Source organism: Streptomyces sp. NPDC050287 (assembly GCF_044459385.1).
Taxonomy (GTDB): Bacteria; Actinomycetota; Actinomycetes; order Streptomycetales; family Streptomycetaceae; genus Streptomyces.
On sequence record NZ_JBITIY010000001.1, the window covers coordinates 408,889 to 424,288 of the forward strand.

The window sequence follows — 15,400 nt, forward strand, 5'->3', positions numbered from 1 at the left end:
CTCAGACGCGGAACGGGAATCCGTACAGGTGCAGCGCGACGTTCTCGCGCCCTTCCGTGTCGCCGGCCGCGTCGGCGGCCCGGCCCTTCTCCGTGTACTTCTTGAGCAGGGCGTGCACCTGATCGGACAGCTCGGAGAGTTCGGGCGCCGTCAGCCGCACCAGGTACTCCGAGTCCACGGACGCGCTGTTCCATTCGGCGCCCCAGTGAGGGCGCTCGTCGAGGTGGCGCCGGTAGAGCTCGCTGCGCTGCTCGTAGAAGAGCCGGGAGGCCGCCGTGTGCGCGGCCACTTTCTCCGGCGCGTCCTGGAAGTCCTCGTCGTGGATGCTGACGCCCTCCGAGGCGGGCTGCCACCAGCGCTCACGCCCGTCCTCGCTGCGCGGATCCGCCTCCTCGATGAGGCCGTGGTCGGCGAGCTTGCGCAGGTGGTAGCTGACCAGCGAGACGGCCTCGTCCACCTGCTCGGCGAGCTGGGACGCGGTCGCCGTGCGGGCGACGTACAGCAGCCGGTAGAGCTGTGCCCGCAGCGGATGCGCGAGTGCCTTGAGGGTTCCCAGATCGGTGATCCGGCGGTCTCTCTCTTTGCCCGTCATGGCTTCACCGTAGATAGGAAAGAAAAGTTGCACAACAGATTTTGCGCAACTTCCCTTTCCTGTAGTGACCAGGAGAAGCCCCGGCTGCCCTTCCGGGGCCGGGGCTCAAGCCCAGGAAGACGTCACCGCACCGGGTGCCCCGCCTCCCGCAGCGTCTGCTTCACCTGCCCGATCCGCAGATCGCCGAAGTGGAACACCGACGCCGCGAGCACCGCGTCCGCGCCCGCCGCGACGGCCGGCGGGAAATCGGCCAGCTTGCCCGCGCCGCCCGACGCGATCACCGGCACGGTCACATGCTTGCGGACCGCGGCGATCATCTCCAGGTCGTAGCCGTCCTTCGTGCCGTCCGCGTCCATCGAGTTGAGCAGGATCTCCCCGGCGCCCAGCTCGGCCGCCCGGTGGGCCCACTCGACGGCGTCGATGCCGGTGCCCTTGCGGCCGCCGTGGGTGGTCACCTCGAAGGAGCCCGCCGCGGTGCGGCGCGCGTCCACCGAGAGGACCAGCACCTGCCGGCCGAAGCGCTCGGCGATCTCGCGGATGAGGTCCGGACGCGCGATGGCGGCCGTGTTGACGCCCACCTTGTCCGCGCCGGCCCGCAGCAGCTTGTCGACGTCCTCGGCCGTACGGACGCCACCGCCGACCGTGAGCGGGATGAACACCTGCTCGGCGGTGCGGCGCACCACGTCGTACGTCGTCTCGCGGTTGCCCGACGAGGCGGTGATGTCCAGGAACGTCAGCTCGTCGGCGCCCTCGGCGTCGTACACCTTGGCCATCTCGACGGGATCGCCCGCGTCGCGCAGGTTCTGGAAGTTGACGCCCTTGACGACCCGGCCGTTGTCCACGTCCAGGCAGGGGATGACTCGTACGGCCAAGGTCATGCGGACACCCCTCGGAACGCCTCCACCTCGACCTCGACGACGAGACTGGGATCCACGAAGCCGGAGACGATGATCATGGACGCGGCGGGTCGGACGGTGTCGAACAGCTCCTTGTGAGCGCGTCCGACGTCCTCCACGTCCCGGGCGTGCGTGATGTACATGCGCGTGCGCACGACGTCGTCACGGCCCAGCCCCACCTGTTCCAGCGCCGCCAGGGCTACGTTGAAGGCGTTGACAGCCTGCTCGTACGGTCCGCCTCCGGCGATCTCGCCGTCCACTATGGACGTGCAGCCGGACACCAGCACCAGGCCGTTCGGCAGCTCCACCGCGCGGGAGTAGCCGAAGGCCTCCTCCCAGGGCGCACCGGTCGTTACACGCCGTACGTCACTCACCGGGCTACCGCCTCCAAGGCCTCTTCCAAGGTGAACGCCTTCGCGTACAGGGCCTTCCCGACAATGGAGCCCTCGACACCGAGGGGCACCAGTTCGGCGATGGCCCTCAGGTCGTCGAGGGACGACACGCCGCCCGAGGCCACGACCGGGCGATCCGTCGCCGCGCACACATTGCGCAGCAGCTCCAGGTTCGGCCCCTGCAGCGTGCCGTCCTTGGCGATGTCGGTCACCACGTACCGCGCGCAGCCCTCCTTGTCGAGGCGCTCCAGCGTCTCGTAGAGGTCGCCGCCGTCCCGGGTCCAGCCGCGCCCGCGCAGGGTCGTGCCGCGTACGTCGAGACCGACCGCGATCTTGTCGCCGTGCTCGGCGATGACCTTGGCGACCCACTCCGGGGACTCCAGGGCGGCCGTGCCGAGGTTGACCCGCGCGCAGCCGGTGGCCAGGGCGGCGGCGAGCGTGTCGTCGTCGCGGATGCCGCCGGACAGCTCCACCTTGATGTCCATCGCCCCGGTGACCTCGGCGACCAGGGCCCGGTTGTCGCCGGTGCCGAACGCGGCGTCCAGGTCGACCAGGTGCAGCCACTCGGCGCCCGACCGCTGCCAGGCCAGGGCGGCCTCCAGGGGGGAGCCGTACGAGGTCTCCGTGCCGGACTCGCCGTGCACGAGGCGGACGGCCTGGCCGTCACGGACGTCCACGGCGGGCAGGAGTTCGAGCCGTCCCGGGGGGTTCGACGACACCTTCGAAGACATCACAGGGTTCCGATCCAGTTGGTCAACAGCTGCGCTCCGGCGTCGCCGGACTTCTCGGGGTGGAACTGGGTGGCCCACAGGACGCCGTTCTCCACGGCGGCCACGAAGGGCTTGCCGTGCGTCGACCAGGTGACGAGCGGGGCGCGCATCGCGGGGTTCGTGGTCTGAAGGCTCCAGTCGTGGACGGCGTAGGAGTGCACGAAGTAGAAGCGCGCGTCCGAGTCCAGGCCCGCGAACAGCTCGGAGCCGGCCGGCGCGTCCACGGTGTTCCAGCCCATGTGGGGGACGATCTCGGCCTGGAGCGGCTCGACCGCGCCGGGCCACTCGTCGAGGCCCTCGGCCTCGACGCCGTGCTCGATGCCCCGAGCGAAGAGGATCTGCATGCCGACACAGATGCCCATGACCGGGCGTCCGCCGGACAGCCGGCGGTCGATGATCCAGTCGCCCCGGGCCTCGCGCAGGCCCTTCATGCAGGCGGCGAAGGCGCCGACGCCCGGCACCAGGAGGCCGTCCGCGTTCATGGCCTTGTCGAAGTCACGGGTGATCTCGACCTCGGCTCCCGCGCGCGCGAGGGCGCGCTCGGCGGACCTCACGTTGCCGAAGCCGTAGTCGAAGACGACCACTCGGCTGGGAGAGCTCAATTCCACACCTCCAGCCTCATGACGCCGGCGACCAGGCACATCGCGGCGCCGATGGAGAGCAGCACGATGAGGCTCTTCGGCATCTGCTGCTTGACGAAGGAGTAGATACCGCCGGCCAGGAAGAGGCCGACGACGATCAGGAGAGTCGACAGTCCGGTCATGGCTCTACAGCGCGCCCTTCGTGGAGGGGAGAATCCCGGCCGCGCGCGGATCACGCTCGGAGGCGTACCTGAGGGCCCGGGCCAGCGCCTTGAACTGGCACTCCACGATGTGGTGCGCGTTGCGCCCGTAGGGCACGTGCACGTGCAGCGCGATCTGGGCCTGGGCGACGAAGGACTCCAGGATGTGCCGGGTCATCGTCGTGTCGTACGCGCCGATCATCGGCGCCATGTTCTCGGGCTCGGTGTGCACGAGGTAGGGGCGTCCGGAGAGGTCGACGGTGACCTGGGCGAGGGACTCGTCCAGGGGGACCGTGCAGTTGCCGAAGCGGTAGATGCCCACCTTGTCGCCGAGCGCCTGCTTGAAGGCGGCACCCAGCGCGAGGGCGGAGTCCTCGATGGTGTGGTGGGAGTCGATGTGCAGATCGCCCTCGGTCTTCACGGTCAGGTCGAACAGACCGTGCCGGCCCAGCTGGTCGAGCATGTGGTCGTAGAAGCCGACACCCGTCGACACCTCGACCTTGCCGGACCCGTCGAGATCGATCTCGACGAGGACCGAGGTCTCCTTCGTCACCCGCTCCACGCGGCCTACGCGGCTCATGCGCTCTCCTTCTTCAACTCACGGACCGCGTCGAGGAACGCGTCGTTCTCTTCGGGGGTTCCGGCGGTCACCCGCAGCCAGCCGGGCACGCCGTTGTCCCGGACCAGGACGCCCCGGTCGAGGATCTTCCGCCACATCGCGTGGGCGTCGTCGAACCGGCCGAACTGCACGAAGTTGGCGTCCGAGGCGGTGACCTCGTAGCCGATCTCCAGGAGCTCGGCGACCAGGCGGTCCCGCTCCGACTTCAGCTGCTGGACGTACTTGAGCAGCGTCTCGGTGTGTTCCAGGGCGGCCAGGGCGGTCGCCTGCGTGACGGACGACAGGTGGTACGGCAGCCGTACGAGCTGGACCGCGTCCACCACCGCCGGGTGGGCGGCGAGATAGCCGAGGCGCAGACCGGCGGCGCCGAACGCCTTGGACATCGTCCGCGAGACCACGAGCTGCGGCCGGCCCTCGACGAGCGGCAGCAGCGAGCCGCCGTGGCTGAACTCGATGTAGGCCTCGTCGACCACGACGATCGCCCCGGCGGTCGCAGCCTTCGCGGCCTGCGCGGCCTCGTACAGCGCGAGGACCGTCTCCGGGGGGACCGCGGTGCCCGTGGGGTTGTTGGGCGTGGTGATGAAGACGACGTCCGGCCGGTACTCGGCGATGGCCTTCTCCGCGGCGGCGAGGTCGATCGTGAAGTCCTCGTTGCGAGGGCCGGAGATCCAGCCCGTGCCGGTGCCGCGCGCGATGAGGCCGTGCATCGAGTACGACGGTTCGAAGCCGATCGCCGTACGGCCCGGTCCGCCGAAGGTCTGCAGCAGCTGCTGGATGACCTCGTTGGAGCCGTTGGCGGCCCACACGTTGGCGAGACCGATGTCGTGACCGGAGGTGTCCGTCAGGTACTTGGCGAGCTGGGTGCGCAGCTCCACCGCGTCCCGGTCCGGGTAGCGGTTGAGGTTCCGGGCCGCCTCGCGGACCCGCTCGGCGATCCGCTCGACCAGCGGCTCGGGCAGCGGGTACGGGTTCTCGTTGGTGTTCAGCCGTACGGGGACGTCCAACTGGGGCGCGCCGTAGGGAGACTTGCCGCGCAGCTCGTCCCGTACGGGGAGATCGTCGATTCCGAAGCTCACTTGGTCGCCGGTACCTTCCACCCGAACCTCGCCTTGATCGCCGCGCCGTGCGCGGGCAGATCCTCCGCCTCCGCCAGCGTGACCACGTGGTGCGCGACCTCGGCCAGCGCGTCCTTCGTGTAGTCCACGATGTGGATGCCGCGCAGGAAGGACTGGACGGACAGGCCCGAGGAGTGGCAGGCGCAACCGCCGGTCGGCAGGACGTGGTTGGACCCGGCCGCGTAGTCGCCGAGCGACACGGGCGCCCAGGGGCCGATGAAGATCGCGCCGGCGTTCCTGACCCGGTCGGCGACCGCGGCGGCGTCGGCCGTCTGGATCTCCAGGTGTTCGGCGCCGTACGCGTCGACCACCCTGAGGCCCTCGTCGACGCCGTCGACCAGCACGATCGCGGACTGCCGGCCCCGCAGCGCGGGGACGATCCGGTCCTCGATGTGCCGGGTGGCCGCGACCTGCGGTTCCAACTCCTTCTCGACCGCGTCCGCGAGCGCGACGGAGTCGGTCACCAGCACGGCGGCGGCCAGCGGGTCGTGCTCGGCCTGGCTGATCAGGTCGGCGGCGACGTGCACCGGGTCGGCCGTGTCGTCGGCGAGGACCGCGATCTCGGTCGGGCCGGCCTCGGCGTCGATGCCGATCTTGCCGGTGAAGTAGCGCTTGGCGGCGGCGACCCAGATGTTGCCGGGGCCGGTGACCATGTTGGCGGGCGGGCAGGACTCGGTGCCGTACGCGAACATCGCGACGGCGGTCGCGCCGCCGGCCGCGTACACCTCGTCGACACCCAGCAGCGCGCACGCGGCGAGGATCGTCGGGTGCGGCAGCCCGTCGAACTCGGCCTGCGCCGGGGAGGCGAGGGCGATGGACTCGACGCCGGCCTCCTGCGCGGGCACCACATTCATGATCACGGAGGACGGGTAGACGGACCGGCCGCCGGGGGCGTACAGCCCGACCCGGTCGACCGGCAGCCACTTCTCGGTCACCGAGCCACCGGGCACGACCTGGGTCGTGTGGGTGGAGCGCCGTTGCTCGCGGTGGACCAGGCGGGCGCGGCGGATGGACTCCTCCAGGGCCGCGCGCACGGCCGGGTCGAGTTCCTCCAGCGCGCGGGTGAGGGCCTCGGCGGGCACTCGCACCTGGGCGAGCGTGACGCCGTCGAACTTCTCCGTGAAGTCGATCAGCGCCGCGTCGCCCCTGTGATGCACGGCCTCGCAGATCGGACGCACCTTCTCCAGGGCGGCCGAGACGTCGAAGTCGGCTCGGGGCAGCAGGTCGCGCAGGGCGGGACCCTCGGGGAGGGCGTCGCCGCGCAGATCGATTCGGGAGATCACGCGGTCAATTCTCTCAGACCGGGATCGGGCCCTGTTCGCGCGTATCAATGGCTGATACAGATCACGGCAGGAACTCGGAAGATCGCCTTCACGTTCAGTGTTCGGGGTGTCACTCAACGGGCATGAACAGGTGTGCGACCGATGGGCGGATGAGGGGGATGGAAGAGACGTGACCGAAGGGGCCGGCATCAGGGACGGGGACCTGCCGGGGGATCTGAGCGCCGCCGAGGCCGGCATGTGGCAGGCCTTCCGCGACGGCAGTGTGTACGACCTGAGCAGTGGCGACACCGTCGTCGACGATCCGCACGGCGGGCATCCCTGGGGTCCCGAGCGGACCGTGCGCGCGCGGATCGTGTGCTGGCTGCTCCTGGACGGCCCGCCCGCGCTGGCGGGCCGGGTGTCCTCGCTGAAGCTCGCGGGCGTGCAGATCAGCGGCAGCCTGGACCTCGCGGGCGGCACGGTGGTGCCGTACGTCGAGATGCGTGGCTGCCGCTTCGAGCGGGACGTCCTGCTGCCGGAGGCCCACTTCACGACCGTACGGCTGGTGGACTGCTCGGTGCCGCGCCTGGAGGCCGCCCGGGTGCACACGGAGGGTGATCTGCACCTGCCGCGCTGCCGCTTCCACCGCGGTGTCCGGCTGACCGACGCGCAGATAGGCACCGATCTGCTGATGAACCAGGCGATCGTCCACGGCGACCGCAGCGGCCGCTCGATCGCCGGGGACGGCATGACCGTCGGCCAGGACCTCCAGGCCGAGATGCTGGAGTCGCACGGCGAGCTGAGCCTGCGCAGCGCCAAGATCGGCGTCTCGCTGAGTCTGCGCGGCGCCCGGCTGACCAACCCGTACCAGCGGCTCGCCCTGAACGCCCCGCAGCTGACCGTGGAGCGCTCGCTGTACCTGACTCCGGCGGGCGTCGGCAACCTCCTGCTGAGCGGCACGACTCCCGCGCGCGGGACACGCGTCCAGCGGTTCGAGTGCCAGGGCGGGCTGCGCCTCGACGACGGGCGGTTCGGGGACGCGGTCGACCTGGAGCAGGCCCGGTTCACCTTCACCGAAGAGCAGGAACTGTCGCTGCGCCGCGTGCAGACGTCCGAGCTGCGCTTCCTCGGGGAGCGGCCGGCGCGGGGGGCGGTGGTGCTGTCGGGGGCCCGGGTCGTCAACCTGATGGACCGGGCGGACGCCTGGCCGGGCCCGGGCCGGCTGCACATGGGCGGCTTCAGCTACGAGAACCTGGTGCCGCGCGGCCCGTTCCCGCTGAACGAGCGGCTGGACTGGGTCGGCGCGGCGACCGCCGAGTACAACCCGGAGCCGTACGAACGGCTGGCCACCGTGCTGCGGGCCGGCGGCGAGGACGAGGACGCGCGCGAGGTGCTGCTCGCCAAGCAGCGCCGCCGCAGGGAGAGCCTGCCGATCGCCGCCAAGCTGTGGGGGTACGCCCAGGACTGGACGGTCGCCTACGGGTACCGGCCGGGCCGGGCCGCCGTATGGATGGCGGTGCTGTGGGCGGCGGGCACGGTCGCTTTCGCGCACGCCGCCCATCCGCCCCTGAAGAGCGGCGAGCATCCGCCGTGGAACCCCGCGCTGTTCGCCCTGGATCTGCTGCTGCCGGTCATCGACCTGGGCCAGGTCGGGTTCTGGCAGCTGAGCGGCGGCTGGCAGTGGCTGGCCGCCGTGATGATCCTGCTGGGCTGGGTCCTGGCGACGACGGTGGCGGCAGGGGCGACCCGCATGCTGCGGCGCAACTAGTGGAACCGCTGTGACAGGAGTTGTTGAACTTCACCCTTTTTACCGATCCTTGGCCTGTCGGCGTACAACTTTCCACGAGTTGCTCCTTCCCGCTGGCGCAGGGGTGACCTGCGGACTTTCAATGGTCGACACCATGGCTCTGCTGCCCCCCTTCATCCGTACGGCCAGGACGCACCTGATCCACACGCGCCCCGCCCCCGTACTGTCCGCCGGCACCGCGGACACCGCCGGCCCCCCCGACGGTGAGGTGCTCCTCGACGCGCCCGACGACCGGCTCGGCCGCGCGCTGGTCGCGGCTGCCCAGGGCGAGTTCGGCCCCGCCGCCGCGCTGCTCGCCGCCACCCGCGCCCACGCGGACTGGGAGATGCGCGATCGCTACGCGCGAAGACTCGCCGCCTTCGCCCGCTCCCGCGACGAGTGGTACGAGAACTGGCGTACGGCCGCCCCGCAGGACCCGGACGCCCTGCTGATCGGTGCCCAGCTCGCGGTGGAGCAGGCCTGGCCGTCACCGGCACGCGCGGAACTGCTGCGTGAGGTGAGCCCGCTGATCACGGCCGCCGCGCAAGGCGACCTGCGCGACCCGGTGCCGTGGCGGATCGCCCTGGACCACGCGCGCGGCTCGAACGCCGGGCACACGTACTTCGGGGAGCTGTGGGAGGCCGCGGTCCGCCGCGCCCCGCACCACTACGGCTGCCATGTGGCGGCCCTGCGCTACCTCGCCTCCTCCTGGCAGGGCTCCCACCTGGCCTGCTTCGACTTCGCCGAGCGGGCCGCGCAGGACGCCCCGGCCGACTCGCTCGTCCAGGCGTTGCCCGCCCGGGCGACCTTCTCCTGTCTGACCGGCGGTCGCAGCCGGGAGATACCGCGCGTGCGGCTGGACGCGGCCGCCGACCGCGCGATGGCGCTCTCCGCCCGGTTCCCGGCGGCCGATCCCTGGCCCGCCGAGGTCCGCAACAAGCTCATGTACGTCCTCGTACGACTGGAGCGGTGGACGGACGCCGAGGAACAGCTGCGGCTGATCGGGCCGTACGCCACCTCCTTTCCCTGGGACCGGTTCGCGGACGACCCCCTCGCCCGGTTCCTCGAGATCCGCGCCGAGATCCGTCACGAGGTCCGCCGCCGGACCGCCCCCGCCCATCCACGAAGTGAGCACCGCGGGCGTGCCCGCTCCGGAGACCATTAGGCTCTTGCGTCGTGACCACCGTGCGGCTCCCGCTCTTCCCCCTGAACTCGGTGTTGTTCCCGGGGCTCGTGCTGCCTCTGAACATCTTCGAGGAGCGCTATCGCGCCATGATGCGCGAGCTGCTGAAGACCCCTGAGGACGAATCGCGCCGGTTCGGCGTCGTGGCGATCCGCGACGGCCACGAGGTGGCGTCCACCGCGCCGGGCATGCCGGACCAGACGGCCGTGCTCGAGCGCGGTCCCGCGGCCGGCTTCGGCGACGACCCGGTCAAGGCGTTCCACGGCGTCGGCTGCATCGCGGACGCGGCGACCATCCGGGAAGGGGCCGACGGCACCTTCGAGGTCCTGGCGACCGGCACGACGAGGGTGCGCCTGCTGACCGTCGAGGCCTCGGGCCCGTTCCTGACGGCGGAGCTGGAGGAACTGCCGGAGGATCCGGGCGACGGGGCGGGCGCGCTCGCGCAGGGGGTGCTGCGGTCCTTCCGCCAGTACCAGAAGCGCCTCGCGGGCGCCCGCGAGAGGTCCTTGTCGACCGGGGCGGAACTGCCGGACGAACCGACCGTGGTCTCCTATCTGGTGGCCGCCGCGATGATGCTGGACACCCCGACGAAACAGCGTCTGCTCCAAGCCCCGGACACCGCGTCCCGGCTGCGCGACGAACTGAAACTCCTTCGCTCGGAGACCTCGATCATCCGTAACCTGCCGTCGTTGCCCGCGTCGGAACTGACCCGCGGGCCGACGAGTCTCAACTGACGCAGGATCTTCGGGACCTCTGGACCTTCAGGAACGGACGGGATCAGGCCGCGATGGCGAAGAAGGCGAAGAAACAGCAGCAGGCGGGGGGCACCCCGGCGACGGTGGCCCTGACGGCCGCGGGAGTGACGTACACGGTCCACTCCTACGAGCACGACCCCTCCCACCCGTCCTACGGCGAGGAGGCGGCCGAGGCGATGGGGGTCTCGCCGGAACGGGTGTTCAAGACGCTGGTGGCGGATGTCGACGGGGCGCTGACGGTCGCCGTCGTCCCGGTGGCGGGCCAGCTGGACCTCAAGGCGCTGGCGTCGGCGGTGGGCGGCAAACGCGCCACGATGGCCGACCCGGCCCTCGCCGAACGCACCACGGGCTATGTACGCGGCGGCATCTCCCCCCTCGGCCAGCGCAAGAAGCTCCCCACAGTCCTCGACGCCTCAGCCTCCGCCCACCCCACGATCTGCGTCTCCGCGGGCCGCCGCGGCCTGGAGCTCGAACTCTCCCCGGACGACTTGGCCAAGCTCACGGACGCGGTCGTGGCACCGGTCGGGCGGGCCTGACCTCTCTGCCGTTGGGGGGTGCCCCTTCGGGCGCCGGGTGGGCACAGCCGGTCGGACGCCGGGGGCCTGCCGCTCCTTCCGTCAAGCGGGCGCAGGCCGCCGGACCACCAGCCCACCCCTCGCCCGTCAAGCCGGCACAGACCGCCGGACACCACCAACCCGCCCCTTCGCCCGCCAAGCGGGCGCCGGCCCTCAATGCGAGCGCCCCCCGACCTCGGGCAGACGCGCCCCTCGGTCGGACTCGGCCCCCCAGTGTCCGGGGCCAGGTGATCCGCGGGCGGAACCGCGGCGGCCGCGAGCGTGCTGAGAGCGGGCCGCGGGGCCGTGGCCCGACCGTCGGACAGACGCGCCCCTCAACCGTCGGGCAGACGCGTCCCCGACCGCCCGCGCCCCGGCTCATCGCCCATACGTGACTCCCGGTTCATCAGCCTGCGTCCCCCCGGCGATCCCCCTCCCTCGGTCAGCAGAGGAGGCATGTCGAAGAAGACGCGGAAACGCGGGTGGCGGGTCAAGCACGGGCGGCGTTCCGACCACGGCAGTCTCGCCGCCTGGCCGGAGCCGATGTGGCCGGTCAGGAGCCAATACGGCCGGTCAGGAGCCGATGCGGCCGGTCAGGCCAGCGGTGCTCCGTACGGGTCCTTCGGGACGGGGCCCTCCTGATAGGGGCCCTGCTGCTCCGGATCCCGCGGCCCGAACAGTGCCGTCAGCCCCAGATGTACCACCAGCGCCGCCAGCGGCCACGCCAGCAGCGCGCCCTTGGCGCCCAGCTTCAACGGGGCGGAGAAGGTCACGCCCTTGCCCGCGGACTTCGCGTGAGCGATCACGTCCTGGGCGGGACCGAGCCACACCCCCAGCCGCCAGGCCAGCAGCGAGCCCAGCAGGCCGCCCACGCCCAGCGCCACCACCAGCGGCACTCCCCCGCGCCGTCGCACCAGGAAGACCACGAGGGCGCTCACGAAGCCGAAGGCCAGCCCCAGCAGAGTGAACGTTCCGTCGACGCCGACCGCCTGCTCGCCCTCGGTGTCCTTCAGGTAGACGACCCAGCTCTTGTCCACCACGTCGCCCATCAGCGGGACGTGCGGAGCCAGCCACCACCACAGCACGCCCAGCAGAACCCCGGCGACCGCCACCGCCACCAGGGTCACGGCGGCCTCCCGCGCTTCGGTCTTCATCCCGGGCCCATCCTGTCCGTACGAAACGTGCGCACCGTAGGACGCGTCAGGCGCGTCCGGCACGTCCGGCTCAGGAGCCGCGTACCCGGGAGGCGGCCCCTGCCACGCACTGTGGGCGGGCTGTTCGTGGGGCGGCGGAGGAGGAGTCAACGGTGCGGTCACCCCGATATCGTGCCAGGCGTGCCTGTGCGGCGCCTCACCGGACGGCCGCCCGACGGTACGCCCAGGTGGCGGCTGCCAGCGACACCACGCCGACCCCGGCGCAGACGGCGAGATCACCGAGCACGAAGGTCCAGTCGGGGTGCGGCCCGAAGGTGCGGGCGAAGGCTTCCACGCCGTACGTCGACGGCAGCAGGTCCCGTGTGAAGCGCACCGCCTCGGGCATCCGGTCCGCGGGCAGCACCCCCAGCAGCAGCGCCGCCGACATGCCGAGCTGGCCGAGCAGCGTGGCCAGTTCCGGACGCGGCGCCAGCAGCCCGAGCGCGGCCCCGAGCCCGGCGAGCGCGGCGCCCGCGAGCGGGATGACGGCGCCGAGGATCCACAGATGCGTCAGGGGAAGCCCGAACAGCACGGACCCGAACACCGCGGTCACCACGGTTCCCGGCACGGTGAAGGAGGCGTACGCGCCCGCCGCGCCCAGCACCACCGCGGCCGGCGGCACGGGCAGGGTGGCGTAGTGATCGAGCCCGCCGCTGCCCCGCAACTGCCCGAAGTACTGCGCGAGCAGGTTCAGCGCGACGAAGGCGACGACGAGCACCGACGAGCCGGCGACGACCGCCTGCGCCTCGCCGCCGCCGTCCACGACCCCACGCATCAGGATCATGATGCCGACCGACTGGAAGGTCGCCACGAACAGCAGCGGGATGCGCGCGACCCGCGCCCGGGACAACTGCGCCCGGTACACGGCCACCAGCGCGGGCCACAGCCGCGCGCGGGGGCCGAGTTCGGCCGCTTCCCGGGCCGGCTCCTCCGCGGCCAGGGCACTGCCCGGCACAACCTCGGCGGGTACGACACTCACCTCGTGCGGCTCCCCTCTGTCGGTTCTGTCGGTCTCACCGCGGCAGTCGTCCCGTTCGGTACGGATGCGGCGGTCCGGGTACTCAAGCCGTTCACGGTGTTCACGCCTTCACCAGCCCCTGCCGCGCCGCGCCGCCCAGGGCCAGGTACACGTCCTCCAGGCTGGGCGTGGTCAGCGTGAAGTCGTCCAGCGCGGCGAACGCGGCCCCGCCGGTGACGGTGGCGACGACCGCGCGGGCCTCGTCCGGGGCGAGCCTGAGCGTCCAGCGGCGTCCGGCCTCCACAGCCCGGTCGCGCAGCGCGGCCACCTCGGGGACGTGCAGCGGGGCCGTCTCGCGCCACACCAGGTCGACCCGCACCTCGCCCGCGACCTGCTCCTTGAGGCCGGCCGGGGTGTCGCAGGCGATCACCTGGCCCCGGTCGAGGACGGCGACCCGGTCGAGCACGGTCTCGGCCTCGATGACGTTGTGGGTGACGAGCAGCACGGTCGTGCCGTGCTCGGCCCGCCGCCGGTCCACGGCGCCCCACACCGCCCGCCGCGCCACCGGGTCCATGCCGGTGGTCGGCTCGTCGAGCACGAGCAACGGCCGTTGGCCCACCAGCGCGGCGGCGAAGCAGGCGAGGCGGCGCTGACCGCCGGACAGCTTCTTCAAGGGGCGTCCGGCCAGCGGCGTCAGACCGAGTTCGTCCAGTACGGCGTCCCGCTCGGCCCGCGCCCGCGCCGCCTCCAGCCCGCGCAGCCGACCGGTGGTCTCGGCGGCGAGGGAGACGGTGAGCTCGTCGAGGGCGGTGGACTCCTGGCCGAGGTAGGCGAGGATCCGGGCGGCCCGCTCCGGGTGGCGCACGATGTCGTGCCCGAGGATCTTCACGCTCCCGCTGTCGGGCCGCATCAGCCCGGTCAGCTGCCGGACGAGGGTGGTCTTCCCGGCGCCGTTCGGCCCGAGCAGCCCGAAGATCTCACCGCGCCCGATGTCCAGCCGTACGTCGTCGGTGGCCCTCACCTCGGGCGTCGCGGGAACGCCGCGCCGGCCCCGTACCGCGGGATAGGTCTTGGTCAGCCCGCGCACGGCGCACACGACATCACCACCGTGCCGAAGTGCCTGTGCCGCGCGCGTACTCACAAGGGACGAGCCTACGGGGTCGGCGGCCCGGGCCCTCTCCCGGGTGGGCCCATACCGGTACAACCGCCGGTAAAAACGCTGTCAGGCCCAGCGCGCCTGTCTCACTCGCCGACAGGCGCGTGCTCCGCCGCCGTCCGTACGTCGATCTCGCGCCAGAAACCGGCCCTGATCGCGTAGCGGTCGTGCTCGTCGATCTGGTCGTCCTTGTGCGCCAGCAGACCGAACCGGGCGGCGTAGCGCAGCAGCTCGCCGTCGATGCGGTGCGGGATGCGCGGGTACATGGCCGACAGTTTCTGCAGGTGGCTCTGGTCGCCCAGCCGCTCGATCCAGCGCCGGGCGAAGACCTGTCCCACCTCGAAGGGGTCCCCGCCGACCGTGGTGATGTCCTCCTCCCGGTCGGCCCACCGCTGCTCCGCCGTGGTCACCTGCGCCAGCGTCGGCATGGAGGCGGCCTCGGGGGGCTCCGAGGCGACGCCGGGCCGGTCGACCCAGCCCTTGTCGGAGGACCAGCGCAGGGTCGCCGTCGTGGGTGGCTGGGCGTGCTGGACCCCGGGAGCCCGCAGCGCGGCCAGGTCCTTGGGGGTGGGGACGCCCTTCGGCGCGGGCACGCGCTGCTCGCTGCCGTTCTCCGAGGCGGGGGCCGCCGTGGCGTGCTCGCCCTCGTCGGCGGGCCGCTCGGTCCGCGAGGAGAGCGCGGACTCGGGCAGCGGCGCCGACAGGATCGCGGCGATCTCTGGGCGCGGCACGGGCGCCGGCGCGCAGATCCCGCCGAGGTCCTTGGCGCGGACGGCCTTGGTGATCCATGTACGGTCCAGGACGCGCCGCTCGTCGGCCTCGGCGACCAGGTCCTCGGACTGGTTGTAGTCGCCGTCGGCGGCCTGCACGGCCCACAGGTGTACGGCGACCCCGTGCTCCTTGGCGGCCATCATGCCCGGCAGCAGATCCCCGTCGCCGGTGACCAGGACGACGTCGGAGCAGGCGCGGTTGCGGGCCAGCTCGGTCAGCTCGGCGTGCATCGCGGCGTCCACGCCCTTCTGCGCCCAGCGGCCGTCACTGCGGGTCAGGGCGCCGAGCCGGACGGTGACCCGGGGCATCACGCGAAGCCTGCGGTGTTCGGGCTGCGGGACGCGGTCGGGGGCGCCGTCGAACCAGTAGATGCGCAGCAGCGGCCGCTCGGTGTCGGACTCGGCGCGTTCGCGCAGCCCCTGGATGAGGGCGGTGTGATCCACGGTGATACGGGACCGTGAGGGCTCCCCGGCAAGGAGACTCGCGGCGGCCCCCAGCAGATACCCGGCGTCCACCAGGACGATGCAGCGGTCCACACGACTCACCCTCTTCCCGGGAGGTTTGCTTCGGGCTTGCTTCGAGTCTGCCCGACCACGCGGGGGTTAACGGCCCGAACT

At 72.0% G+C, this 15,400-nt stretch carries 17 protein-coding genes; 4 read left to right on the forward strand and 13 right to left on the reverse strand.

All coding sequences use genetic code 11. From position 1 onward, the window contains the following. Nucleotide 1: 1 nt before the first annotated feature. The 9 genes from ACIBK3_RS01840 to hisD all read right to left on the reverse strand — a co-directional run bounded on the left by ACIBK3_RS01840 (nucleotide 2) and on the right by hisD (nucleotide 6,448). Nucleotides 2-592 (reverse strand): ArsR/SmtB family transcription factor, encoded by a 591-nt coding sequence (locus ACIBK3_RS01840; RefSeq protein ID WP_399360819.1) that lies wholly within the window; start codon nucleotides 590-592, stop codon nucleotides 2-4. A gap of 122 nt (nucleotides 593-714) precedes the next feature. Further along, nucleotides 715-1,470, reverse strand: a complete 756-nt coding sequence (gene hisF, locus ACIBK3_RS01845) for an imidazole glycerol phosphate synthase subunit HisF (RefSeq protein WP_399360821.1) — start codon at nucleotides 1,468-1,470, stop codon at nucleotides 715-717. After that, on the reverse strand, nucleotides 1,467-1,862 hold the full coding sequence (locus ACIBK3_RS01850; RefSeq protein ID WP_399360823.1) for a RidA family protein: 396 nt from the start codon (nucleotides 1,860-1,862) through the stop codon (nucleotides 1,467-1,469). Before ACIBK3_RS01850 ends, hisF begins: the two co-directional genes overlap by 4 nt. After that, complete coding sequence (gene priA / locus ACIBK3_RS01855) at nucleotides 1,859-2,611, reverse strand: bifunctional 1-(5-phosphoribosyl)-5-((5-phosphoribosylamino)methylideneamino)imidazole-4-carboxamide isomerase/phosphoribosylanthranilate isomerase PriA (protein ID WP_399360825.1); 753 nt, start codon at nucleotides 2,609-2,611, stop codon at nucleotides 1,859-1,861. The genes ACIBK3_RS01850 and priA overlap by 4 nt, the downstream gene beginning before the upstream one ends. Then, complete coding sequence (gene hisH / locus ACIBK3_RS01860; protein ID WP_399360827.1) at nucleotides 2,611-3,258, reverse strand: imidazole glycerol phosphate synthase subunit HisH; 648 nt, start codon at nucleotides 3,256-3,258, stop codon at nucleotides 2,611-2,613. The genes priA and hisH overlap by 1 nt, the downstream gene beginning before the upstream one ends. Continuing rightward, nucleotides 3,249-3,413 (reverse strand): hypothetical protein, encoded by a 165-nt coding sequence (locus tag ACIBK3_RS01865; protein ID WP_358795182.1) that lies wholly within the window; start codon nucleotides 3,411-3,413, stop codon nucleotides 3,249-3,251. Before ACIBK3_RS01865 ends, hisH begins: the two co-directional genes overlap by 10 nt. Nucleotides 3,414-3,417: 4 nt before the next feature. Further along, on the reverse strand, nucleotides 3,418-4,011 hold the full coding sequence (gene hisB, locus ACIBK3_RS01870; protein ID WP_069763169.1) for an imidazoleglycerol-phosphate dehydratase HisB: 594 nt from the start codon (nucleotides 4,009-4,011) through the stop codon (nucleotides 3,418-3,420). Further along, the gene (locus tag ACIBK3_RS01875) at nucleotides 4,008-5,126 is read right to left on the reverse strand and encodes a histidinol-phosphate transaminase (RefSeq protein WP_399360829.1); all 1,119 of its coding nucleotides are present in this window, start codon (nucleotides 5,124-5,126) and stop codon (nucleotides 4,008-4,010) included. Before ACIBK3_RS01875 ends, hisB begins: the two co-directional genes overlap by 4 nt. Then, nucleotides 5,123-6,448 carry a histidinol dehydrogenase gene (gene hisD, locus ACIBK3_RS01880; protein ID WP_399360832.1) on the reverse strand — a complete coding sequence of 442 codons (1,326 nt, stop codon included), beginning with the start codon at nucleotides 6,446-6,448 and terminating at the stop codon, nucleotides 5,123-5,125. The genes ACIBK3_RS01875 and hisD overlap by 4 nt, the downstream gene beginning before the upstream one ends. Before the next feature lie 169 nt (nucleotides 6,449-6,617). Between hisD and ACIBK3_RS01885 the strand changes: the two genes are divergently transcribed. The 4 genes from ACIBK3_RS01885 (at nucleotide 6,618) to ybaK (ending at nucleotide 10,687) form a co-directional block, all read left to right on the forward strand. Then, entirely contained in the window at nucleotides 6,618-8,195 is a 1,578-nt protein-coding gene (locus ACIBK3_RS01885; protein ID WP_399360834.1) for an oxidoreductase, read from the forward strand. A gap of 121 nt (nucleotides 8,196-8,316) precedes the next feature. Then, nucleotides 8,317-9,378, forward strand: coding sequence for a hypothetical protein (locus ACIBK3_RS01890; RefSeq protein ID WP_399360836.1), 1,062 nt, complete (start codon nucleotides 8,317-8,319; stop codon nucleotides 9,376-9,378). Between the two features lie 11 nt (nucleotides 9,379-9,389). Continuing rightward, the gene (locus ACIBK3_RS01895; protein ID WP_399360838.1) at nucleotides 9,390-10,130 is read left to right on the forward strand and encodes an LON peptidase substrate-binding domain-containing protein; all 741 of its coding nucleotides are present in this window, start codon (nucleotides 9,390-9,392) and stop codon (nucleotides 10,128-10,130) included. A 53-nt stretch (nucleotides 10,131-10,183) separates the two neighbouring features. Then, on the forward strand, nucleotides 10,184-10,687 hold the full coding sequence (gene ybaK / locus ACIBK3_RS01900; RefSeq protein ID WP_399360840.1) for a Cys-tRNA(Pro) deacylase: 504 nt from the start codon (nucleotides 10,184-10,186) through the stop codon (nucleotides 10,685-10,687). Nucleotides 10,688-11,298: 611 nt separating this feature from the next. On the opposite strand, the gene ACIBK3_RS01905 is transcribed toward ybaK, so the two are convergent. From ACIBK3_RS01905 to ACIBK3_RS01920, 4 genes are all read right to left on the reverse strand, one after another. After that, nucleotides 11,299-12,021, reverse strand: coding sequence for an AAA family ATPase (locus ACIBK3_RS01905; protein ID WP_399360842.1), 723 nt, complete (start codon nucleotides 12,019-12,021; stop codon nucleotides 11,299-11,301). Nucleotides 12,022-12,055: 34 nt separating this feature from the next. After that, the gene (locus tag ACIBK3_RS01910; protein WP_399360844.1) at nucleotides 12,056-12,877 is read right to left on the reverse strand and encodes an ABC transporter permease; all 822 of its coding nucleotides are present in this window, start codon (nucleotides 12,875-12,877) and stop codon (nucleotides 12,056-12,058) included. 100 nt (nucleotides 12,878-12,977) lie between these two features. Next, nucleotides 12,978-13,952: an ABC transporter ATP-binding protein gene (locus tag ACIBK3_RS01915; protein ID WP_399362056.1), complete on the reverse strand. Its 975-nt coding sequence runs from the start codon at nucleotides 13,950-13,952 to the stop codon at nucleotides 12,978-12,980. A 146-nt stretch (nucleotides 13,953-14,098) separates the two neighbouring features. Next, nucleotides 14,099-15,319: an NYN domain-containing protein gene (locus ACIBK3_RS01920; protein WP_399360846.1), complete on the reverse strand. Its 1,221-nt coding sequence runs from the start codon at nucleotides 15,317-15,319 to the stop codon at nucleotides 14,099-14,101. Nucleotides 15,320-15,400: the final 81 nt, after the last annotated feature.

What these genes read in the sequence shown, in the direction of transcription:
- hisB (WP_069763169.1), bottom strand. Translation starts at nt 4,011, where the DNA reads ATGAGCCGCGTAGGCCGCGTGGAGCGGGTGACGAAGGAGACCTCGGTC.
- ybaK (WP_399360840.1), top strand. Translation starts at nt 10,184, where the DNA reads ATGGCGAAGAAGGCGAAGAAACAGCAGCAGGCGGGGGGCACCCCGGCG.
- ACIBK3_RS01890 (WP_399360836.1), top strand. Translation starts at nt 8,317, where the DNA reads ATGGTCGACACCATGGCTCTGCTGCCCCCCTTCATCCGTACGGCCAGG.
- ACIBK3_RS01840 (WP_399360819.1), bottom strand. Translation starts at nt 592, where the DNA reads ATGACGGGCAAAGAGAGAGACCGCCGGATCACCGATCTGGGAACCCTC.
- priA (WP_399360825.1), bottom strand. Translation starts at nt 2,611, where the DNA reads ATGTCTTCGAAGGTGTCGTCGAACCCCCCGGGACGGCTCGAACTCCTG.
- hisF (WP_399360821.1), bottom strand. Translation starts at nt 1,470, where the DNA reads ATGACCTTGGCCGTACGAGTCATCCCCTGCCTGGACGTGGACAACGGC.
- ACIBK3_RS01865 (WP_358795182.1), bottom strand. Translation starts at nt 3,413, where the DNA reads ATGACCGGACTGTCGACTCTCCTGATCGTCGTCGGCCTCTTCCTGGCC.